Annotated in this window: 21 protein-coding genes; 17 read left to right on the plus strand and 4 right to left on the minus strand. The window is 45.6% G+C overall.

The window, feature by feature from the left end:
• Positions 1 to 35: 35 nt before the first annotated feature.
• Positions 36 to 902 carry an AraC family transcriptional regulator gene (locus BLW60_RS10000; RefSeq protein WP_074716936.1) on the minus strand — a complete coding sequence of 289 codons (867 nt, stop codon included), beginning with the start codon at positions 900 to 902 and terminating at the stop codon, positions 36 to 38.
• A 223-nt stretch (positions 903 to 1,125) separates the two neighbouring features.
• Here BLW60_RS10000 and BLW60_RS10005 point away from each other — a divergent pair, with 223 nt between their 5' ends.
• The 13 genes from BLW60_RS10005 (at position 1,126) to BLW60_RS10065 (ending at position 14,739) form a co-directional block, all read left to right on the plus strand.
• Positions 1,126 to 2,016: a hypothetical protein gene (locus tag BLW60_RS10005; protein ID WP_074716938.1), complete on the plus strand. Its 891-nt coding sequence runs from the start codon at positions 1,126 to 1,128 to the stop codon at positions 2,014 to 2,016.
• Between the two features lie 21 nt (positions 2,017 to 2,037).
• The gene (locus BLW60_RS10010) at positions 2,038 to 4,116 is read left to right on the plus strand and encodes a glycoside hydrolase family 3 C-terminal domain-containing protein (RefSeq protein WP_074716940.1); all 2,079 of its coding nucleotides are present in this window, start codon (positions 2,038 to 2,040) and stop codon (positions 4,114 to 4,116) included.
• A gap of 11 nt (positions 4,117 to 4,127) precedes the next feature.
• Positions 4,128 to 5,441 carry a xylose isomerase gene (gene xylA, locus BLW60_RS10015; RefSeq protein WP_074716942.1) on the plus strand — a complete coding sequence of 438 codons (1,314 nt, stop codon included), beginning with the start codon at positions 4,128 to 4,130 and terminating at the stop codon, positions 5,439 to 5,441.
• Positions 5,442 to 5,488: 47 nt separating this feature from the next.
• Positions 5,489 to 6,874 (plus strand): type 2 periplasmic-binding domain-containing protein, encoded by a 1,386-nt coding sequence (locus BLW60_RS10020; protein WP_074716944.1) that lies wholly within the window; start codon positions 5,489 to 5,491, stop codon positions 6,872 to 6,874.
• A 65-nt stretch (positions 6,875 to 6,939) separates the two neighbouring features.
• Complete coding sequence (locus BLW60_RS10025; protein WP_074716946.1) at positions 6,940 to 7,932, plus strand: carbohydrate ABC transporter permease; 993 nt, start codon at positions 6,940 to 6,942, stop codon at positions 7,930 to 7,932.
• The gene (locus tag BLW60_RS10030) at positions 7,920 to 8,777 is read left to right on the plus strand and encodes a carbohydrate ABC transporter permease (protein ID WP_074716948.1); all 858 of its coding nucleotides are present in this window, start codon (positions 7,920 to 7,922) and stop codon (positions 8,775 to 8,777) included. The genes BLW60_RS10025 and BLW60_RS10030 overlap by 13 nt, the downstream gene beginning before the upstream one ends.
• Positions 8,778 to 8,942: 165 nt before the next feature.
• Positions 8,943 to 10,616: a formate--tetrahydrofolate ligase gene (locus BLW60_RS10035; protein WP_074716951.1), complete on the plus strand. Its 1,674-nt coding sequence runs from the start codon at positions 8,943 to 8,945 to the stop codon at positions 10,614 to 10,616.
• A gap of 1 nt (position 10,617) precedes the next feature.
• Positions 10,618 to 11,058, plus strand: coding sequence for a tRNA (adenosine(37)-N6)-threonylcarbamoyltransferase complex ATPase subunit type 1 TsaE (tsaE, locus tag BLW60_RS10040; protein WP_074716953.1), 441 nt, complete (start codon positions 10,618 to 10,620; stop codon positions 11,056 to 11,058).
• Positions 11,039 to 11,725: a tRNA (adenosine(37)-N6)-threonylcarbamoyltransferase complex dimerization subunit type 1 TsaB gene (tsaB, locus tag BLW60_RS10045; RefSeq protein WP_074716955.1), complete on the plus strand. Its 687-nt coding sequence runs from the start codon at positions 11,039 to 11,041 to the stop codon at positions 11,723 to 11,725. Before tsaE ends, tsaB begins: the two co-directional genes overlap by 20 nt.
• An 11-nt stretch (positions 11,726 to 11,736) precedes the next feature.
• Positions 11,737 to 12,183 (plus strand): ribose 5-phosphate isomerase B, encoded by a 447-nt coding sequence (gene rpiB, locus BLW60_RS10050; RefSeq protein WP_074717063.1) that lies wholly within the window; start codon positions 11,737 to 11,739, stop codon positions 12,181 to 12,183.
• A gap of 15 nt (positions 12,184 to 12,198) precedes the next feature.
• Positions 12,199 to 12,828, plus strand: coding sequence for a uracil phosphoribosyltransferase (gene upp, locus BLW60_RS10055; protein WP_074716957.1), 630 nt, complete (start codon positions 12,199 to 12,201; stop codon positions 12,826 to 12,828).
• 73 nt (positions 12,829 to 12,901) lie between these two features.
• Positions 12,902 to 13,711 (plus strand): TrmH family RNA methyltransferase, encoded by an 810-nt coding sequence (locus BLW60_RS10060; RefSeq protein WP_074716959.1) that lies wholly within the window; start codon positions 12,902 to 12,904, stop codon positions 13,709 to 13,711.
• Positions 13,712 to 13,779: 68 nt separating this feature from the next.
• On the plus strand, positions 13,780 to 14,739 hold the full coding sequence (locus BLW60_RS10065) for a Gfo/Idh/MocA family protein (RefSeq protein WP_074716961.1): 960 nt from the start codon (positions 13,780 to 13,782) through the stop codon (positions 14,737 to 14,739).
• Between the two features lie 346 nt (positions 14,740 to 15,085).
• Here the strand turns inward: BLW60_RS10065 and BLW60_RS17275 are convergent, their stop codons facing one another.
• Entirely contained in the window at positions 15,086 to 15,217 is a 132-nt protein-coding gene (locus BLW60_RS17275) for a hypothetical protein (RefSeq protein ID WP_278289911.1), read from the minus strand.
• Positions 15,218 to 15,324: 107 nt separating this feature from the next.
• On the opposite strand from BLW60_RS17275, the gene ligA reads away from it, so the two are divergent.
• From ligA to BLW60_RS10085, 4 genes are all read left to right on the plus strand, one after another.
• Positions 15,325 to 17,280 (plus strand): NAD-dependent DNA ligase LigA, encoded by a 1,956-nt coding sequence (ligA, locus tag BLW60_RS10070; RefSeq protein ID WP_074716962.1) that lies wholly within the window; start codon positions 15,325 to 15,327, stop codon positions 17,278 to 17,280.
• A gap of 30 nt (positions 17,281 to 17,310) precedes the next feature.
• Entirely contained in the window at positions 17,311 to 17,769 is a 459-nt protein-coding gene (locus tag BLW60_RS10075) for an AlbA family DNA-binding domain-containing protein (RefSeq protein WP_074716964.1), read from the plus strand.
• A 388-nt stretch (positions 17,770 to 18,157) separates the two neighbouring features.
• The gene (locus BLW60_RS10080) at positions 18,158 to 18,736 is read left to right on the plus strand and encodes an RNA polymerase sigma factor (RefSeq protein WP_074716966.1); all 579 of its coding nucleotides are present in this window, start codon (positions 18,158 to 18,160) and stop codon (positions 18,734 to 18,736) included.
• Positions 18,733 to 20,214, plus strand: coding sequence for a hypothetical protein (locus tag BLW60_RS10085; protein ID WP_074716968.1), 1,482 nt, complete (start codon positions 18,733 to 18,735; stop codon positions 20,212 to 20,214). The genes BLW60_RS10080 and BLW60_RS10085 overlap by 4 nt, the downstream gene beginning before the upstream one ends.
• A 484-nt stretch (positions 20,215 to 20,698) precedes the next feature.
• Here BLW60_RS10085 and pta read toward each other — a convergent pair whose 3' ends face one another.
• A complete protein-coding gene (gene pta, locus BLW60_RS10090) occupies positions 20,699 to 21,715 on the minus strand; it encodes a phosphate acetyltransferase (RefSeq protein WP_074716970.1) in 1,017 nt (338 codons plus the stop codon).
• Positions 21,716 to 22,270: 555 nt separating this feature from the next.
• Positions 22,271 to 22,957: an ECF transporter S component gene (locus BLW60_RS10095; protein WP_081348204.1), complete on the minus strand. Its 687-nt coding sequence runs from the start codon at positions 22,955 to 22,957 to the stop codon at positions 22,271 to 22,273.
• Between the last annotated feature and the right edge of the window lies 1 nt (position 22,958).

Here is a 22,958-nt window from a genome sequence, read left to right on the forward strand (position 1 = left end):
GCACAAAAAGCTGCGGATAAACCGCAGCTTTTGCATTAATTATGGTCAGATATCTTATAAAGCGTCTTGAATTCAGTAGGAGTGCAGTTCTTAGCCTTTTTGAAAGCACGATTGAATGTGGTAAGGCTTGCAAATCCTGCTCTCATAGCAACTTCTGTTACCGAAAGATTTGGATCAATGAGCAGACGCTCGGCAGCTTTTATTCGCTTGCTGTTGATATACTGGATATACGAAACGTGGTTATATTTCTTGAAAATACGGGAGAAATGATATTTGCTGTAACCTGCGATAGAAGCGATCTTTTCGAGAGGTATCTCGTACATATAGTTCTGATTTATGTACTTCATGACCATACCGAATTTTTTCGTATCATCGCGTCCTGTAGCGTCATTTGCGAATATATCGGCAGCCTGTGTGAGCTGATATTCTCTGACAGCAGTAAGCATTTTTATTAAGTATATGTAGATCTTGACATCTGCAAGTGAAGATTTTGAATAGTATTCGGAGTAAATATCGAGTATACTTTTGCGCGAAAGAATATACAGTTCCTTGCTGACATCAGGTGTGATATGGAAAGCTGATGAAAAAACAGGTACTATAGCTTCAAGAGCAGGTACATCGCTGAGTATACTGTTATTGCACTGGAATATTATCCTTCGTCCTTCCTGTGCGGGCATCGAATGGAGCTCGCCGGGGGGGATAATGATTATCTCCTTTTCATTTAAATGATAATCTACGCCGCCTGATGTTACGGTGAACCCGTTATGCAAGGGGATGATGATTTCTACGGCGTTATGCCAGTGAGTAGGATATTCCTCGATTTCATCATTGTCATAAAGCATTACGAAACGCTGATTTTCGTACTCAACAGTCTCATAATCGCCCGATAGATTTTTAATCATGATTAGCCTCCTTGACCAAAAATTGTTGTGAATTATATGTCAATGTTCATAATTTCCCGTGGTTTCTATAGCAATTATACACCATTACGATAATATTTGTAAAGGGGATTTAAAGAATTTGTGCAATCTTAGCAATTCTTGATTAAACAGCCGCAATAATTGATTAGTATAAATTGACGGAGTGTTATATAATAGCAATAGAGCAAACGAAAGGTGATGTGTAATGTCAATAAAATGCTACGAAACTGATTATAAAAACTATGGAAAGTGTCTGTGCCTTGATAATGGCGAAATAAAGCTTATCGCTACTATTGAAGTAGGTCCGAGAATAGTTTTTTTCGGTTTTACCGACGGGGAAAACGTTCTGTTTGAGGACGTTGACAGGAATTTCTATGAGATAAACAACGGCTACGGCGTATGGTATGCATACGGCGGACACAGATTATGGAGTGCTCCGGAAGTCATGCCTGAAACTTATCTCCCTGACAATTCAAAAGTCGAAGCAATTTTTGATAATGGCACACTCACTCTTACGCCTCCGAAAACTGTATTTGGCAAGCAGTTCCAATTGATCATTAAGATGGACGAAAGCAACTCGGTAACCATTGAAAACAAGATCACTAATTGCTCTGATAAGCCTGCGGAGTTTGCGCCTTGGTCCGTAACAGGACTTGCGGTGGGCGGAACCGAGATCATTCCTCTTTGCAGAGATGACAAAGGTTTCCTGCCAAACAGAACTATGTCGCTGTGGAGCTATTCAGATGTAAAAGACGAAAGATTCACACTAACCGATAAGTACGTTCTGCTTAAACAGGATCCCAAGATCAAGAAACCTTTCAAGGCTGGTTTTAATGTTACGGGAAAGCAGATATTGTATATAAATGGAAAGAACATTTTCAGAATGTGCTTCGATGAGTATACTAAGACAGAATATCCTGATTTTTGCTGTAACTTTGAAACTTACACAAACGCCATTTTCCTTGAATGTGAGCTCCTCGGCGAGCTGAGAGCTTATCAGCCCGGTGAGACAGCATCAATAACGGAAAAATGGGAGCTCAGTACGACCGACTGGGCAACAGAAAAGGTCATAGAGGAATTTGTAAGTAAAATTTGATTGATTGAAAGGGGAATGCTTATGGAAAAGTACAGGGACGAAGCATTGTCCGCACTTGAGAGAGCCGAAGATCTTACAGACAGATTGTCAGTAGAGGAACAGGCAGAGCAGCTCAAGTATGACGCTCCAAGCGTGGAGAGACTGGGGATACCTGCTTACAACTGGTGGAGCGAAGGACTTCACGGTGTAGCAAGAGCAGGAACAGCTACTATGTTCCCACAGACTATAGGTCTTGCGGCAATGTTTGATGATGAAGCTGTACAGAAGGCCGGAGAAATAACTTCTGTTGAAGCACGAGCAAAGTATAATGAATATTCCGCTCACGAAGATCGTGACATATACAAAGGACTCACGCTCTGGTCGCCGAATATCAATATATTCCGCGATCCGAGATGGGGAAGAGGTCAGGAGACCTACGGAGAAGATCCGTTCCTTACAACTCGTCTGGGAGTTGCTTATACAAAGGGACTTCAGGGCGACGGAAAGGTCCTCAGAGTAGCTGCCTGTGCAAAGCATTTTGCAGTACACAGCGGTCCTGAGGCTACAAGACATGAGTTTGACGCAAAGTCGAACATGAAGGATATGACAGAAACCTATACAGCAGCTTTTGAAGCTCTCGTAAAAGAGGCTAAGGTAGAAAGTGTCATGGGCGCTTACAACCGTGTAAACGGTGAGCCTGCCTGTGCAAGCAAGTTCCTTATGGGCAAGCTTGACGAATGGGGCTTTGACGGACACTTCGTATCAGACTGCTGGGCAATAAGAGATTTCCACACAAATCACGGTGTGACAAAGACCGCTCCCGAGTCTGCTGCACTGGCATTAAAGACAGGCTGTAATCTCAACTGCGGTAATACATATCTCCACCTTCTCAGTGCTTTCAATGAAGGACTTATAAATGAGAATGATCTCAGAGAGTCCTGCGTAAAGCTTATGAGAACAAGAGTAAGACTTGGTATGTTTGACAAGTCTACAGAATACGATGATCTTGATTACGATATCGTATCCTGTGACGAGCACAAGGCGTTCTCGCTTAAATGTTCGGAACGTTCAATGGTGCTCCTGAAAAACAATGGTATTTTGCCGCTGGACGGCAGCAAATACAAGACTATCGGAGTTATCGGACCTAATGCCGACAGCGTTCCCGCACTTGAGGGCAACTACAACGGCAGAGCTGATGAATACATCACATTCCTTGATGGAATCCGTGAAGCATTCGACGGCAGAGTTCTTTTCTCCGAGGGAAGCCACCTCTACAAGGACAGATGCATGGCTCTCGCTCTCCCCGACGACAGACTCGCCGAGGCTGAGATAATCGCAGAACACTCAGATGTAGTCGTTCTTTGCGTAGGTCTTGATGCAACTATCGAAGGTGAAGAGGGAGATACAGGAAACGAATTCTCCTCAGGCGACAAGATCGACCTCAGACTTCCCGAGTCACAGAGAAAGCTTGTTAAGACGGTAATGGCTGTAGGAAAGCCCGTCATCATAGTAACTGCCGCAGGCAGTGCGATAAATGTGGAAGCCGACTGCGACGCGCTCATTCATGCGTGGTATCCCGGTCAGCTTGGAGGAAGAGCACTTGCGAATATACTTTTCGGCAAGGTATCACCTTCGGGTAAACTTCCCGTTACATTCTATGAGGACGCTTCAAAGCTGCCCGATTTCTCGGATTACAGCATGAAGGACCGTACTTACAGATATGCCAAGGATAATATACTTTATCCTTTCGGCTTCGGACTTACTTACTCCGAAACAGAATGTTCGGAGCTGTCCTTTAAAGACGGCGTAGCTTCTGTAAAGATCACGAATACAGGCAGCCGTGCAACAGAGGACGTTGTCCAGTTTTATATTAAAGGTTATTCGGAGAACGCAGTTCCCAACCATAGTCTTTGCGGTTTCAAGAGGGTTGCTCTTGAAGTTGGCGAGAGCAAGACCGTACAGGTCACTCTCCCCGAAAGAGCCTTCATGGCTGTAAACGACAATGGAGAATGGATAAAGGAAGGCAGCGAATTCACCCTCTACGCAGGAACATCGCAGCCCGACCGTTTAAGTGAAGAGCTTAACGGAAAGAAATGCACTACTCTGAAAATAAATGTCTAATGGAGGATAAAATGGAATTTTTCAAGAATATCGGTAAGATCGAGTATAAGGGCAAGGACAGTACAGACCCTCTCTCATTCAAGTACTACAATCCCGATGAGATCATCAATGGCAAGAAGATGCGCGACCACCTCAAGTTTGCTCTTTCATGGTGGCACACAATGGGCGGCGACGGAACAGATATGTTCGGCTGCGGCACAACAGACAAGTCATGGGGACAGGCTGATCCTGCTGCAAGAGCTAAGGCTAAGGTAGATGCAGCTAAGGAGATCATGGATAAGCTTTCAATTGATTACTACTGCTTCCACGATCGTGACCTTTCTCCTGAGTACGGCAGCTTAAAGGAAACAAATGCACAGCTCGATATCGTTACAGATTATATGAAGTCTGTAATGGGCGACAAGAAGTGCCTCTGGGGTACAGCTAAGTGCTTCGATCACCCAAGATTTATGCACGGTGCAGGTACTTCACCATCAGCTGACGTATTCGCATTCTCAGCAGCACAGATAAAGAAGGCTCTTGAGTCTACAGTAAAGCTCGGCGGTAACGGATATGTATTCTGGGGCGGCCGTGAAGGTTATGAAACACTTCTCAACACTGATATGGGTCTTGAACTCGACAATATGGCTCGTCTTATGAAGATGGCAGTTGAGTACGGACGTTCGATCGGTTTCAATGGGGATTTCTACATCGAGCCAAAGCCAAAGGAGCCTACAAAGCACCAGTATGACTTTGATACAGCTACTGTTCTGGGCTTCCTCAGAAAGTACGGTCTTGATAAGGATTTCAAGATGAACATCGAAGCTAACCACGCTACACTTGCTCAGCACACATTCCAGCATGAGCTCCGTGTATCAAGAGACAACGGAGTATTCGGTTCTATCGACGCTAACCAGGGCGATCCGCTCCTCGGCTGGGATACAGACCAGTTCCCGACAAACATCTACGACACAACAATGTGTATGTACGAAGTTATCAAGGCTGGCGGCTTCACAAACGGCGGTCTCAACTTTGACGCTAAGGCTCGCAGAGGCAGCTTCACACCTGAGGATATCTTCTACAGCTATATCGCTGGTATGGACGCATTCGCACTCGGCTTCAGAGCAGCTCTCAAGCTCATCGAGGACGGACGTATCGACAAGTTTGTTGAGGACAGATATTCTTCATGGAAGTCAGGTATCGGTGCAGACATCATTGCAGGCAAGGCTGATTTCGCATCACTTGAAAAGTATGCTCTCGAAAAGGGAGAGGTTACAGCTTCACTCTCAAGCGGCAGACAGGAAATGCTTGAGTCTATCGTTAATAATGTTCTTTTCAGTCTGTAAGACTGAACAATATTAAAAAACATTTTTTTATTTGGAGGTCAAGAAAAATGAAAAAAGCAAGAGTATTATCGGTCATTTCAGCACTCGCTCTTCTCGCTTCTTCAGCTATGGTAAGCTGTGGTAAGGAGAAAGAAAGCTCAAGCGGCGGCACAACAACCAAGGAGGGTAAGACAGTCATCAAGCTCATGTCCTTTACTAAGGAAGTTATCAACATGACAAAGATGTACTTCGATACACACCCTGAATTCGCTGAAAAGTATGAGTTAAAGGTTACAGAGATCCCGACAACTGAAGGACAGTATCAGCCATCTCTCGACCAGGCTCTCAGCGGCGGCGGTGATGACGCTCCTGACTTCTACTGTGCAGAGGCTGCTTTCGTTCTGAAGTATACAAAGGGCGATGCTGCTGGATTTGCTTGCCCATACGAGGATCTTGGTATCGACGTTGAGAACAAGATCAAGGAAGCTGATATCGCTCCTTACTCAGTAGAGATCGGCAGAAACCCTGAGGGTAAGGTAGTTGGTCTTGGTTACCAGGCTACAGGTGGTGCATTCATCTACAGACGTTCAGTAGCTAAGGATGCATTCGGTACAGACGATGTTGCAGAAGTAGAGAAGCAGATCGGTGCAGGTTCAGGCGACTGGGATCAGTTCTTCAAGTGCGCTGAGGACCTCAAGAAGAAGAATATCGCTATCATCTCCGGTGACGGTGACCTCTGGCACGCAGTTGAGAACAGCTCAGATACAGGTTGGGTTGTTAACGGTGCTCTTAATATCGATCCTAAGCGTGAAGCATTCCTTGACCTTTCTAAGAAGCTCAAGGATAACGGATACCACAACGATACTCAGGACTGGCAGGACGGCTGGTTCGCAGATATGAAGGGCGAAGGTGAAAAGCCTGTTCTCGGCTTCTTCGGTCCTGCATGGCTCATCAACTACTCACTGAAGGATAACTGCGGCGGTACAAAGGTCGGCGAAGGTACATACGGCGACTGGGCAGTTTGCCAGCCACCTGTAGGCTTCTTCTGGGGCGGTACATGGCTCATTGCTAACAAGGATTCAAAGAACAAGGATGCTGTTGGTAAGATCATTGAGTGGGTAACTCTCGATACATCTGAGGACGGTCTCCAGTACAAGTGGGCTAACGGTACATTTGATCCTTCTAACCCAACTAAGGACGTTGTAGCTTCAAATGTTGTTATGGCTAAGTCTGACGGTAAGGTTGATATCCTTGGCGGTCAGGATATGTTTGAAGTATATCAGAAGGCTAACGCATTCGCTAAGGGCGATAACCTCACTCAGTACGATGAGGGTATCAACAGTGCTTGGCGTGATCAGGTTCGTCAGTACACAGGCGGAGCTAAGTCAAGAGATGCAGCTATCAAGGACTTCAAGCAGGCTGTAGGCGATACATTTGAAATTAAAGTAAACTAATATTTCCCCTATAAGCAGTACCGCTTCTGCGGTACTGCTTATAAATAAAAAGGAGGTTTGCGGCTTTGAAAACGAAGCTCAAGGGTATTAGTTATTCAAAATACGGATATCTCTTTAGTATTCCTTTTGTTGTTGCATTTTTGATTTTTACGCTGTATCCTACTATATTTACAGCGACTCTCGGTTTTACTGATCGTAAAGGACTTATACAGGAAAGTTATCATTTCTTGACAACTGATATTTTCCGTAACTTTAAGGACGTATTAGAAAATGAATCCTTTAAACAATCTCTGAAGAATACGATCCTTATCTGGGTAATGAACTTTATTCCCCAGATAACCATTGCACTTCTGCTGACTGCCTGGTTTACCTCGCACAGTAATGAGATCAAAGGTAAAGGTTTCTTTAAAGTAGTTTTCTATATGCCGAACATCATTACAGCTGCAACAGTTGCGATTCTGTTTAAAGCAATTTTCAGCTATCCAAAGGGACCTATGAACGATCTTCTCGTAACATCAGGCCTTCTGGATAAAGAATTTTTCTTTACTAACAGCCGTACAGCGGCAAGACTTATTGTTGCCTTCATCCAGTTCTGGACATGGTACGGAAATACTATGATCGTACTTGTTTCGGGCGTACTTGGTATCAGCCCTGACATTTACGAAGCAGCAGAGATCGACGGAGCGAACGGTGTTCAGACCTTCTTCCGTATTACGATACCTAACTTAAAGACAGTTTTATTGTATACACTTGTAACAAGCCTTGTAGGTGGTTTGAATATGTACGACATACCTAAGGTATTCCTTGACGGTGGTCCTGACAGTGCAACACTTACGACCAGTGTATTCATTTATAAACAGGCATTTGCAGGAAGCTATATCTATAACAGAGCAGCGGCTGCAAGTATGCTCATGTGGCTTGTAATTGTTATCTGCTCGGCACTATTGTTCTACGTAATGCGCGATAAGGAAGAGATAAAGCTGAATAAGCAGATCAAAAAAGCAAAGAAAGAGGCCAGAATGGCTGCGAAGGGAGGAGTAAACGAATGGCGTCTGTAACAGGTGTTAACGCAAAAAACGTTACATTTAAGACTTGTGCTTACATTTTCTGTGGTCTCCTTACTATAATGAGCCTTCTGCCTTTCATAATCATGATAGTAAATGCAACAAGAAGTACTCCTCAGATCCAGAGCCACGCTCTGTCGCTGATACCTTCAAAGTTCCTCTTTAAAAACTATGCTTGCTTTGCAGGAAGAGACTTTAGACCATTTCTTGGTTTTAAAAACTCTCTTATAATCTCATGCGGTTCCACATTATGTACTATCTATTTCTCAACTATGACAGCCTTTGCACTTGTTGCATATGACTGGAAACTCAGGAAACCATTCTTTACAGTTATTATGGCTGTACTTATGATACCTGCACAGGTAACATCTATCGGTTTCTATCAGTTCATGCATAACATTGGCTGGCTCAACAGCTTTCTCCCACTTATACTTCCTTCTATCGCAGCACCTACAGTTGTGTTCTTTATGAGGCAGTATATGATCCCTTCACTTCCTATGGAAATTCTTCAGTCAGCAAGAATTGACGGCGCAGGTGAGTTCAGGATCTTTAACCAGATAGTTCTCCCGATGATGAAGCCTGCTATGGCTACACAGGCAATATTCGCATTCGTTGCCTCATGGAACCAGCTGTTCCTGCCACAGGTACTTCTTTCATCAGATAAGGATAAGTATACAATGCCTATGATGGTAAGTCTCCTTAACGGTGACTCATACAAGACCGAAATGGGTGCTGTATATCTTGGACTTCTTCTTACAGTCATTCCGCTCCTTGTTGTATACTTCCTGCTTTCAAAACACATCATCGCAGGTGTTGCACTTGGCGGCGTTAAGGGATGATGTATTCTTCAAGTTATCACATTTTTCTTTCTTAAATCTTAGAGGGCTGATCCGCAAGGAGCAGTCCTCTTTGTTTTTGCAGATATTATTCGCTCAGACCTTGCATTTATATGAAAAACGTGGTATAATAATTCTATTAATACAATGACACGGAGGAACACTATAATGTTATCTGATATCGAAATAGCTCAGAGTGCTGAAATGAAGCGTATCACAGAGATCGCAGCTGATCTCGGCATTGCTGAAGAGGACATAGAACCCTACGGACATTACAAGGCTAAGCTTTCAGAGGCTCTTTATTCCAAGCTTGCAGACAGAGAGGACGGAAAGCTCATACTTGTTACAGCTATAAATCCTACTCCCGCAGGCGAGGGCAAGACTACTATCAGTACAGGACTTGCTGATGCAATGCGCAGGATAGGCAAGAAATCAGTGCTTGCCCTGAGAGAGCCTTCTCTCGGACCTGTTTTCGGTATGAAGGGCGGAGCAGCAGGCGGCGGCTATGCTCAGGTTGTTCCTATGGAGGATATCAACCTCCATTTTACAGGTGATATGCACGCTATAACAGCTGCAAACAATCTGCTCTGTGCAATGATAGATAATCATCTCCAGCAGGGCAATGTATTACAGATAGACCAGCGCAGGATAATGTTCAAGCGCTGTATGGATATGAACGACCGTGCTCTCAGAAATATACTCATCGGACTTGGCGGCAAGGCTAACGGTATCCCCCGTGAGGACGGCTTCAATATAACAGTTGCATCTGAGGTAATGGCAATACTCTGCCTCGCTTCCGATATTGCAGACTTAAAGGAAAGACTTGGAAATATCCTCGTTGCATATAATCTCAGCGGTGAGCCTGTATACGCTAAGGACTTAGGCTGCACAGGTGCTATGACAGCGCTGCTCAAGGACGCTCTCAAGCCTAACCTTGTACAGACTCTGGAAAATACACCTGCATTTATCCACGGCGGACCTTTTGCAAATATCGCTCACGGCTGTAACTCTCTGAGAGCTACAAAGCTTGCGCTGAAGCTTGGCGACTATGTTGTAACTGAGGCAGGCTTCGGTTCAGATCTCGGAGCTGAGAAGTTCCTTGATATCAAGTGCCGTATCGGCGGACTTGCTCCGTCATGCGTAGTTATCGTTGCTACAATAAAGGCTCTTAAATACAACGGCGGAGTTCAGAAGCAGGATCTTGCAAAGGAAAATATGTGGGCTCTTGAAAAGGGCATCGAGAATCTTAGAACTCACATCGAGAATATGCATAAGTATCATGTGCCAGTAGTTGTTGCTATCAACAGATTTGCTACAGATACAGATGAAGAAGTTAAATTCGTACAGAGCTTCTGCGCTGATATGGGCGTAGAGGTATCAATGTGTGAAGTATTTGCAAAGGGCGGCGAAGGCGGAAAGGATCTTGCACAGAAGGTATGCGAGACTATCGACCTTGTAAGCGATAACGAGTTCAAGCCTATTTACGATACTCACGCTACTATCAAGGATAAGGTAGAGAAGATAGCTAAGGAGATATACCGCGCTGAGGGAGTAGTATTCACACCTCAGGCTGAAAAGGCTATCAAAGAGATCGAGAGCATCGGTTTCTGGGATCTTCCAATATGTGTTGCAAAGACACAGTATTCACTTTCCGATAATCCAAATCTCCTAGGAAAGCCTAAGAACTTCAAGATAACAGTCCGTGACGCACGTCTTTCATCAGGTGCTGGATTTGTTGTAATTTACACAGGTGATATCCTTACAATGCCCGGACTTCCAAAGGCTCCTGCTGCACTGAATATCGACTGCGACAATAACGGCTGTATCACAGGACTTTTCTGATATGAAGATAATAACTCATTCACCGCAGGAGACCATTGATGCCGCTCAGAAGCTTGGCAGTCTCCTCAAAGCGGGAGATATGATAGCATATAAGGGCGGACTCGGTGCAGGAAAGACCACCTTCACCCGAGGTCTTGCCATTGGCATGGGACTTGGCGACAGCGTTACTTCGCCCACCTTTGCCCTCGTAAATGAGTACCGCGGAGCGGATATCACTCTCTACCACTTCGATATGTACCGCATAAACTCCGAGGACGACCTTGAGTCTACGGGATTTTACGATTATCCTTTCGAGGAAAACGTTGCGGCTGTGGAGTGGTCTGAGAATATCGCCGATTTTCTCCCGAAGGATACTATTTACGTTACTATAAACAGCATTGGCGAAAACGACAGAGAAATTATAATTGAGGACGGTGGAAGATTTGCTGCTGCTTGGGATTGATACATCTGGAAAGACAGCTTCCGCAGCACTTTTCGATTCTGAGACTGAGCTTTTCCTTGCTCAGAGCACAGTATATACCCAAAAGACACATTCGCAGGTCATAATGCCTATGGTCAAGGACGTTCTTGCACAGGCAGGAAAGGAGCTTTCCGACCTTGACGGCATAGCTGCTGCAAACGGACCCGGTTCGTATACAGGACTTCGCATAGGCGTTGCAGCCGTAAAAGCGCTCAGCTTCGGTCTTGGAGTAAAATGCTGCGGAGTATCTACTCTTCTGGGACTTGCCTGCAATAATCTTGCCTATAAGGGACATATATGTGCCATTATGAAGGCAAGGGGAGAGCTTGTCTACACCTGCACCTACAAGAGCGACGGCTACTGTGTGGAACAGGTCACTGAGGAGCAGATAATATCCCGTGACGAACTTGCGGAGTATCTTGCCTTCAATGTCAAGGAAGCACTGCTTTGCGGCGACGGAGCTGCTGAATTCTATAATGCATATAATTCTCCTGCATTCATCATAGCACCCCCTCAGGGCAGGTTACAGAGTGCTGTGGGAGTATGTCTCGCAGGAGTTTCAAGAAAGCTTGCAGAGCCCGAAGAGCTGGAGGTATCCTACTTACAAAAGGTAAAGGCTGAAAAGGATCTGGAAGCAAAAAATAAATAATAACAATGGAGATGTTTAAGATGATAGCTATCGGCTGTGACCACGCTGGTGTGGAAATGAAAAAGGCAGTTATCGAAGCTCTTTCCGAAAAGGGTTTTGAGTTCAAGGACATGGGCACTGACGGTGAACCATGCGATTACCCTGTAATGGCAGAAAAGGTATGCAATGAAGTACTTGCAGAAAACTGCGAAAAGGGCATACTCATCTGCGGAACAGGTATAGGTATGTCGATTGCCGCAAACAAGATAAACGGCATCAGAGCTGCACTGTGTGCTGATTCATTCTCTACACGCTTCACACGCCTTCATAATAATTCAAATATTATGTGCATGGGCGCAAGAACTCTCGGACAGGGACTTGCCTGCGAGCTTGCTGAAATATTCCTTACTACGGGTTTTGAGGGCGGCCGTCATCAGAGACGTATCGACCTTATAACCGAGATAGAAAAGAAAAACTGAAAGGGGCTGTTAAATATGGCAGAATTACACATCATCGACCACCCGCTGGTACAGCATAAGATATCTCTTCTGAGAGATAAGAACACAGGTACAAAGGAGTTCCGCGAACTGGTATCCGAAATAGCAATGTTCATATGCTATGAGGCTACAAGAGACCTTCCGCTGAAGGAGATAGAGCTTGAAACTCCTCTTGCTGTAGCAAAGACAAAGATAATTTCGGGAAGAAAGCTTGCTTTCATTCCTATACTTCGTGCAGGACTTGGAATGATCGACGGTGTAACAACACTTGTTCCTGCTGCAAAGATAGGACATATCGGACTTTTCCGCGATCCTGAGACAAAGGTTCCGATAAAGTATTACTCAAAGCTTCCTGACGATATCGAGGAGCGTGACGCTATTATCGTAGACCCTATGCTTGCTACAGGAAACTCGGCAGTTGCAGCTATTACAGAGCTGAAAAATCTGGGCGTAAAGCATATCAAGTTCATGTGCATCATCTGCTCGCCTGAGGGCGTTAAGGCAGTTCAGACTGCTCACCCTGATGTTGAGATATACGCAGGTGTAATGGACGAGAGACTCAACGAGGATAAGTACATCGTTCCGGGCGTTGGTGACGCAGGAGACCGTATCTTCGGTACAAAATAAGGTTTTAGAGAGAGCCGCAGGCAGACAGAGAATGTCTTCGGCTCTCTTTTTATAAGAAACGGTGAATGACATTATGGCAGATGTAATTGATATAACTCCCGAAAATAAGGGGAAAACTGAGATATTCACGGCACTTTCCGAGCCGCAGCTCCTGCACTATTTCGAGCCTGAGGGCGGACTCTTCGTTGCGGAAAGTCCCAAGGTCATAGAACGGGCACTTAACGGCGGCTACGAGCCCTATGCCATGCTCATGGAGCACAAGGACATCGACGGACAGATGAGAGATATCCTGACACGCTGCAGCGATGTACCTGTTTATACGGGAGAATTTGACGAGATAACAGAGCTTACAGGCTTCAAGCTCATACGGGGAGCGCTTTGTGCTTTCAGACGCAGAGAGCTGCCCACAGTCAGCCATATATGCAGAAATGCAAGGAGAGTGGCTGTGCTGGAGAATGTAGTAAATCCTACCAATGTGGGAGCTATTTTCCGCTCCGCAGCAGCTCTGAATATGGACGCTGTGCTGCTTACTCCTGCCTGCTCAGACCCACTGTACAGGCGTTCATCAAGGGTGAGCATGGGAACGGTCTTTCAGATACCGTGGACTTATCTTGACAGCGATATAGACTACCCTCAGCAGCTCCGTGAGCTTGGCTTTAAAACGGCTGCAATGGCACTCAGCGATGACTCGGTAAGTATAGACGCTCCCGAGCTTTTGGCTGAGAAAAAGCTTGCAATAGTCCTCGGTACTGAGGGGGAGGGACTTGCTGACAAGACCGTGGCAGACTGCGACTATACGGTGAAGATACCCATGTCACACGATGTGGACTCTCTCAACGTAGCGGCTGCAAGTGCAGTTGCTTTCTGGCAGCTTGGCAGATGAGACAGCTTTGATATGACATCGTAAACGGCATAACAAACAATATAACTTAAATAGCCGAGGAGGTCAATATGAAAAAGTTTAAATGGGGCATTATCGGTACAGGCAAGATAGCCCACACATTCGCTACAGCACTTAAACATGACGAGAATGCGCAGCTCTGCGGAGTTGCTTCGAGAACGGCAGAAAAGGCAGAGTCATTTGCAAAGGAATTCGGTTTTGAGAAGAGCTACGGCAGCTATAAGGAGTTCGCCGAGAACAGCGATGCCGAGATAGTTTATATAGCTACTCCCATGTCATCACACTTCGATGATGCAGTATTATGCCTTGAAAACGGCAAGAACGTGCTTTGTGAGAAGTCCCTTACCGTACACGCAGAGGAGACAAAGGAGCTTCTTGCTCTTGCCGAGAAAAAGGGACTTTTCTTCATGGAAGCCATGTGGATGAAGTGCAGACCTGTGTACAGGAAGATGAAAGAGTGGATAGCTTCGGGACAGATAGGTGAGATAGAGTACATAAAGGCTGATTTCAGCAACTATATCCCGTATGATGCCAATGACAGGCTTTTCCGCGAGGACTGCGGCGGCGGCTGCCTGCTTGATTTAGGAGTATATCCTCTCACCCTTGCACATGACCTGCTGGGTATGCCCGATGAGATAGTATACGATGCCCATATGCGTTACGGAGTGGATATAAGCAACTCCATAAGACTCCGCTATAAAAACGGTGCATTTGTATCTGCTGATAACGGCTTTGAGGTACAGCTCAGCAACAATGCAGTAATATCGGGAAGCAAGGGCTATATCATTCTCGGCAACTGGTTCCACTGCACCTGCGAGGGAACGCTTTACAGCAAGGACGGAAAAGAGATAGAAAGGTTCGTACACCCCGATGCGATAAACGGTTATGAGTACGAAGTTGAGGAAGTCCACAGATGTCTCGAAAAGGGATTGCTTGAAAGTCCCCTCGTACCTCACAGCGACACTATCGCCGTTATGGAATTAATGGACGAACTTAGAGCTAAGAGCTAAGAACTAAGAATTGTAGGGGCTGCCAGCTCTGCATATAGCATTGCCAGCCAAATCACAGATTTGGGGCACTGCTTATTTGGCAGTCCGCAAGTGAGTAGTGAGTAGAGAGTAGTGAGTAGTGAGTAGATTTGTAGGGGCTGCCTGTGGCAGTCCGAGCCTTACGATGCAACTAACATGAGCACACTTTTGGAAGGCGTTCCCTACACACATACACTCTTGAACCCTTGAACTCTTACACACTTGCTTTATTTAGCACAATATACTTTAGTGATTTAAATTATTCAAGAGTTCAAGGGAGTAACCGTTCATGAATTTTATAGCTGTCAAAACCAATAGTTATCTTTCTTCATTGCTTTATTCTGGCTCTTGTTAAACTATCATAGCTCAACCCCATTTTCTCCGCCTTATCCACAAGCACCTGAACGGCTTTCATTTCGCCGCCGCCCAGCTCCGCCATGAGGTACTCGTCGCTGCTCACGAAAAACTAAGCACTAACCACTAATAACTGATCACTTTTATCATCTGATTGATTTATTAAACGGAATGTGGTATAATAATATCAACTAATAATGAGGAGATATTCTTATGGCTGTAAATGATATAAACAGAATGAAAGAGCTTAATGAGCTGCTGGCGAAGGCTGCTGACGCATATTATAATACCGGTGTTGAGATAATGTCGGACAAGCAGTACGATGAACTTTACGACGAGCTTGAAGCACTTGAAAAAAAGACAGGAGTAGTTCTCAGCGGAAGCCGTACACAGCAGGTAGGCTATGAGGTATCATCAGCCCTTAAAAAGATACGCCACACCTCAAAGATGCTCTCACTTGACAAGACAAAGAGCGTTGACGAGCTTAAAAGCTGGCTTGGCAGTCATAAGGGCTTTCTTAGCTGGAAGCTTGACGGACTCACCCTTGTACTGACCTATGAGAACGGCGAGCTAGTACAGGCTGTAACACGCGGCAACGGCGAGATAGGCGAGGACATAACCGCCAATGCAAGGCACATCAAGGGCATACCTGCACGTATACCGTTCAGCGGTCGTATGGTAGTCCGCGGTGAGTCACTTATGAAGTATAAGGACTTTGAGAAAGTCAACTCCGAGATAGACGACGGAGCAAAGTACAAGAATCCCCGTAACCTCTGCGTGGGTACAGTGCGCAACCTTGACTCCCGTGTGACTGCGGAGAGAAATATCAACTTCTTTGCATTCAATCTCGTTTCAGCAGAGGGCTATGAGGAGAACTCCTTCTCACAGAGACTGAGCTGGCTTGAAGAACTGGGCTTTCAGCGTGTTTACGGTATTCTTGTGGACTCTGACAGCATCGAGGGAGCAGTTGCGGACTTTGAAAAAGCCATTACCGAAAATGAATTTCCCTCAGACGGACTTGTTCTCATGTACGATGATGTAGCATACGGAGCAAGTCTGGGCGAGACCTCTCATGCTCCCCGAAACGGAATTGCATTCAAGTGGCGTGACGAGACTGCGGACACAGTTCTCCGCGAGGTAGAGTGGTCTGCAAGCCGTACAGGTCTGCTCAATCCTGTGGCTATTTTTGATCCTGTGGAGCTTGAAGGCACTACGGTCTCACGAGCTTCCGTCCATAACCTGAGCATAGTGAAGCAGCTCAGGCTTGGAATAGGCGATACACTGACCATATTCAAGGCGAATATGATAATACCCCAGGTGCTGAAAAACGAGACAGCTTCGGGAAGTCTTGAGATACCTTCCGTATGCCCTGTCTGCGGTGCACCAACGGAAGTACGCACCTCGGACGATGACGTTGAGACTCTTGTCTGTTCCAATAAGGACTGCGCAGCCAAGCATATAGGCAAATTCGAGCATTTCGTACAGCGTGATGCCATGAATATAGTGGGAATGTCAACGGCTACCATAGAGACACTTGTCTCAGAGGGATTTGTCCGCGAGTTCCGCGACTTCTACCACCTTGACGACCATAAGGAGAAGATAGTAACCCTTGAAGGCTTTGGTGAGAAGTCATATCAGAAGCTTAAAGACGCAATAGAAGCTTCAAGAAAGACGGAGCTTAGCCGTGTGCTGTATTCACTTGGCATACCCAATATAGGCAGACAGGCTTCGAGACTTATCTGCGGCACTTACACAACAGCCGAAGAGATAGAAAAGCTTTCCACAGCCGAGCTTACAGCCATTGACGGCATAGGCGAGGTACTTGCGAACGACTATGTGAGCTTTTTCAGAGACAGCAAAAATCTTGCGGAGTTCCATAACCTGCTTGCTGAGCTTGAAATTACAGAGGCAGAAGCCGTCAACGGCGAGTCTGCCATAGCAGGCAAGACCTTTGTAATAACGGGTTCAGTCCATATCTGGAAGAACAGGAACGAGTTGAAAGTATTTATAGAGCAGAACGGCGGAAAGGCAGCAGGTTCGGTATCCTCAAAGACTGATTACCTTATCAATAACGACAGCACGTCGAATTCATCAAAGAATAAAACAGCGAAAGAGCTTGGAGTGCCTATTATCACAGAAGAAGAATTTCAGTCACTTGCTCAGGGCTGATACAATTTCGTATAAAAAGGTGGTGATGACTTGATAGACCTTACAAAGATCGAGAAATACAAAGAGAATAACCGTATAGAAGCGAAAAAAGCCATAGGCGGACTGCCTATGAGCCTGTGGGAGACATATTCCGCATTCGCTAATACACTGGGAGGGATAATCCTTCTGGGAGTTGAGGAGCATGAGGACAAGTCACTTCACCCCATAGACTTGCCCGATCCCGAGTGGCTCATCAGTGACTTCTGGGAGATAATCAACGACAAGAGGAAAGTGAGCAGGAATATCCTTACTGAGAGAGATGTGAGGATAGTTGAGACTGAGGGCAAGCATATCATCGTAATAAATGTTCCGCGGATAAAAAAGGGCGATGAGCCTATATATCTGGGCGGAAGTATCTATACAGGCACTTATAAGCGAAGCGGTGACGGCGACTATAAATGCTCCGTGGAGGAAGTAGCGAAAATGCTTACCCATAGCTCTAAGAACTAAGAGCTAAGAGATAAGAGAGTAGGGGCGAGTTCCGCTCGCCCGTGCCTTACGATGCAAATAACATGAACTACTGTAGGGGCTGTCTTTGGCAGTCCGCGCCTTACGCCATAAATAACAAGATACGATGTGTAGGGGCGAACAGTGTTCGCCCGTATGACCCGAATATAAATGAATAACAAAAAGGGACTGCAAAAAAGCAGTCCCGATTTTTATATAATTACGTTCAATACACTCTCAACATACTAATCACTATGCACTAACCACGTGGGCTGTCGAGGACGCCAGCCCCTACAAGCTAAGGGCTAAAGGCTAACGGCTAAAAAAATGGTCAGAAAACAACAGGTCAAAGCGAGTGTAATAGGTGAATGCATTCAAAAGGGGTGAAATGATGACAGACAAAGAGCTGCATCGCATAATGGAGCAGTCTCCCGAAGAGGGCAGACGGGCTTTGTTTGATGAATACTGCGGATACGTGTATGCGATCTGCGCAAACAAGCTTAAAGGCTGCGGCACAAGCGAGGACACGGACGAGTGTCTCAGCGATACATTTGCGGCGGTATTCCGCTATCTGGACAGTCATACAGGAACGGACGGAGAGCTTAAAGGCATAATCGGAACAATAGCAAAGCGTACTGCCATAAGCTATTTCAGGCGGCTGTCTGTGAAAAGTGATACTACTGTATCTATCGACTCCGACAGCTTCGGCGAGCTTTCATCTGATGCAGGAGTTGAAGAAGCAGCGGAAAAAACAGTACTTCGTGAGGCTGTATTTGACTGCGTGAAAAGCTTGGGCGAGCCTGATGCGACTATCATCATTTACTTCTATTACTACGGTATGAAAACAAAACAAATAGCTTCACTTGTGGGACTGAGCGATACTGCTGTACAGAAAAGGCTTAGCAGAGGAAGAAAGAAGCTTATGGAGCTGCTGAGTGAAGCAGGTATCTCGGAGGAGGGATATAAATGAGATTTGATGATCTGTTCAATGACATAGACAAAAATACGGCAGACAGGCTCTCTAAGGAGTATCCTGTCCTCAAAGACGAAAAGAGAGAGAGGTTATACGCCATGAGTAAAAGAAAGTACAATATAAATGAAATGCATGAGAATAACGCTGCTGAGGTATCGGGAGTTGAAGAGTACCGCAGACCAAAGTGGTATAAGGGCGCAAGTATTGCAGCTGCGGCTGTGCTCCTTGTAGCAGGAATAGGCGGAAGTATGGCATTTATCAGCCGTAACGGTCATTCTCCTGCGGTAGAGGTAGAAAGTACCGAGACAGCGACAGAAGTGACCACAGATTCCGAAGATACTATCTATCTGAGCAGTGATGAGGACGTAACTGACGCTAACGCTATCGCTAAGTTGCTTACCGATAACTGGCTTGCCTGCTTGTATGACATTCACGGAAGAACACTTGAAGTCGATAAGTCATCTGTTGTTACCAAGACAATAACTTCTTACGGCGGAGATGAGATAACGAGGGACTTCTATCGTGTTACCGATAAGAGATATCCAACATGGGAAGATCTGGAAAAACGCTGTTACGAGGTATGCGATGCAGAGCTCGGAAAGATCGTTATTGATAACTGTTCCTGCGCAAAGGAAGAGGATATCGACTATACAACTTTGATATATACTACATCTGACGGATACTACGTTAATACAGAGACTTGCGATACCAGTGACAGGCTGTACAAATGGTTAGATGACGATGTAAAGGGCGAATTCGACGAGAACGGAAATATAATCACGACCAGAAGGCATATTGATTTAGACGTTGACCCTGATCATGTTTATGAAACAAAGTTTACTATCGTGAATACAGAGGACGGCTGGCGTATAAGCAAGGCAGAAGAAAAGTATTACGAGCAGCCTTCTGAGGGCAGCCAAGACACCAACGCTGACACTATTGCAAAGCCTCTTATCGACGATTACATGGAGTTTATGTGTGCACTTCACGCAGGAGACCTTGAAGTTGACAAGTCTGATACCATTACAAAGACAATGAAAACAGAGGACGGTCAGTATGAGTATCAGTTAGAGTTCTATCGTGTTACCGACCCGAGATATCCTACATGGGCTGATATCGAAAAGCGCTGTTTAGAAATACTGGATAATGAATTGGGACATAAAGTACTTGAAATGTGTTCTGATATTGATGAAGATACTAAAAAGCATACATTCGTGTGCACCACGGATAATGGATACTATATCGAAAAAGGTATCCACGATATCGGTGTAGAAACATTAAAATGGGAAGGATACGATTTAAATAGTGAGTTTGACGAGAATGGCAATATAATTGCAGCTATAAGACATACGCATCAAATCGAGTCACAAGATTTTACTCTTGAGACCACATTTACTATCGTGAATACAGAAAATGGCTGGCGCATAAGTGATGTTACCGAAAAGCCTGTCGATGAAAGCGAAAGCGATCAATAAACAAAAATGGGACTGCAACATAAGCTGTTAGCCGTTAGCTTGTAGGGGACGCCGCCCTCGGCGTCCCGCGCCTTACGATGCAAACAACAAATACCATTCCTACGAAATAAAACAAAAAGGGACTGCAACATAAGCAGTCCCGATTTTTTATAATTACGCATTAATGATCAATGTTTCGCATTTAGAGTTCACGCGATGATATACATCTTACGTTTATTGTCACTCGCGGATATAATCAGCCATACGTATTGACTATATCGCGGAGCAAGGGTGCAGCGTCACGCACTCACGCGATGAAAGTATGGCGCAGTTCATTATCCCTCGCGGCTATAATTATACGTGCATAAGAATAATTACGCGGAGAAAGGGGGCGCAGGCTCTGCACTCACGCGATGAGAGTATAGCGCGGTTTATTATCCCTCGCGGCTATAATTATACGTGCATAAGAATAATTACGCGGAAATAGGGGGCGCAGGCTCTGCGCTTAAGCCATGCCTGCTGTGATGATAGCCATTTTGTAAACTTCGTCAGCGTTGCAGCCTCTTGAAAGGTCGTTGATAGGAGCGTTAAGTCCCTGAAGTATAGGACCGTAAGCCTCATAGCCGCCGAGTCTCTGAGCTATCTTGTAGCCGATGTTACCAGCCTCGATAAGTGGGAAGATGAAAGTATTAGCCTGTCCTGCAACCTTTGAGTCAGGGCACTTTGTCTTAGCAACTTCTGCTGAAACAGCAGCGTCGAACTGGAACTCACCGTCGATAACGAGGTCAGGATTTATCTTTCTTGCTTCGATAACAGCATCGTGGCTGAGCTGAACTGTGCCGCCCTTACCTGAGCCGTATGTAGAGAAGCTGAGAACAGCGACCTTAGGATCAATGCCGAAGAAATCAGCTGTCTTTGCAGTTTCAACAGCTACCTCAGCAAGCTTTCTTGCACCTGTAAGAACTACATTGCCTTCCTTGTCAACTGTGTCCTCATAGCTGAGGTTGATAGCGCAGTCGCCCATAGCGATCTTTTCTTCTTTGCCGTCCTTCTCACGGAAGAGAATGAATGAAGAGCTTACGAGGTTAGAACCCTTCTTTGTCTTGATGATCTGGAGAGCAGGTCTTACTGTATCAGCTGTGGAGTATGTAGCACCGCCGAGAAGAGCGTCTGCCTTGCCGGCCTTAACGAGCATAGTTCCGAAGTAATTGGACTTAGCCAGAGCTGCGCGGCATTCGTCCTCTGTCATCTTGCCCTTTCTGAGCTCGAACATCTGAGCAACGAGAGCGTCCATTTCAGGATATGTAGCAGGGTCAACTATCTCTGCACCGTCGATATTGAAGCCGCCGTTCTTAGCAGCAGCCTTTACCTCGTCAACGTTGCCGCAGAGGATAACACCCATAAGGTTTTCCTTGATAAGTCTGTCAGCTGCTGAGAGGATACGCGGATCGCTGCCCTCAGTGAAGACGATAGTTTTCTTGCTGGATTTAAGGTTTGCTATAAGCTTGTCAAACATTCCCATTTTAGGATACCTCCATTGGATTTAAATTTTACTTTACTATTATATCACAGTTGCCTTGTAAAGTCAATCAGTTATTAGTGGTTAGTTGTTAGTGGTTAGTGGTTAGTGCAGAGTGAGTAGAGAGTAGAAAGTAGTGAGTAGAAAGTAGATTGTAGGGGAGCCCGCCCTCGGGCTCCCATATATCCCTTACGATGTAAATAACAAGATACCATGTGTAGGGGCGAGTGACCCTCGCCCGTCAATACCAAGCAAATGAAGCGTAGCCATGTTTAGGGGCTGTCTTAGGAGTGCGCCAATAAAGAAGTGATGTAAGCGATGTACGAGTAACGACATTGATGATTGTAAGCGAGTGAAACAAGCGTCAACGTGGCTAGGCGGCGCGGGCTCCGCGCTGTAGGGGCTGCCTTTGGCAGTCCGCCAGCTACGATGCAAATAAAATTAACGCTCTGTAGGGACACGCATTGCGCGTCCGCAAACATTCACATCAATCTGACAGGGAAGACCAATGGTCGTCCCTACACTAATCACTAAGCACTAACAATTTGTCACTAAATCTTATACACCGTATTTCACCTTTATCCTGTGCAGCTTCTCGCCGAATGGCTTGGCAAGGAGATACAGGAACAGTACATTTGACACTGCATATGATGCAGTATAGGGGATAGCGGTCACAAGTGCCGCAAGGTAGAGCTTCACATCGAAGCCTTGATTGTACCACATGACAGTCCATATATCCATTATGAATGAGTACGCAAGACCTGCCGCAGCACCGTATATCAGCAGGAGAGCGCGGCTTTTAAGCAGCTTATCGGCGAGAAGTCCTGCGAAGAAGCCGATGAGTCCCCATGCAAGCATCTGAAAGGCAGTCCACGGACCCTGTCCGAAGTAGAAATTAGAGAGTATAGCCGACAGGGAACCAACGAGAAAGCCTGCTTCACCGCCCAGATACAGGGCAGTGATTATAGTCAGTGCAGCTATGGGTTTCAGAAAGGGTATAAAGCGTCCTGCGAAGCAAAGTGCCACCATTACCGCAACTATGACCATTCGGCGCGTTCCCGTTGATTTTTTCTCAAAGCCTGCCGCGAAGAGGAGAAGTGCCGATACTGCAACTGCAAGGGAGATGATGATATGTTTTTTCTCGTCAAAGGCAACAGCTCCAACAATCGTAATGAGTGGGACTGCAACGAATGGCACGGCTACCCTTATGAAGTCTCTGAGACCTTTACTTTTTATAAGGAGCATC

The organism is Ruminococcus flavefaciens (genome assembly GCF_900108555.1).
GTDB classification, from domain to species: domain Bacteria; phylum Bacillota; class Clostridia; order Oscillospirales; family Ruminococcaceae; genus Ruminococcus; species Ruminococcus flavefaciens_P.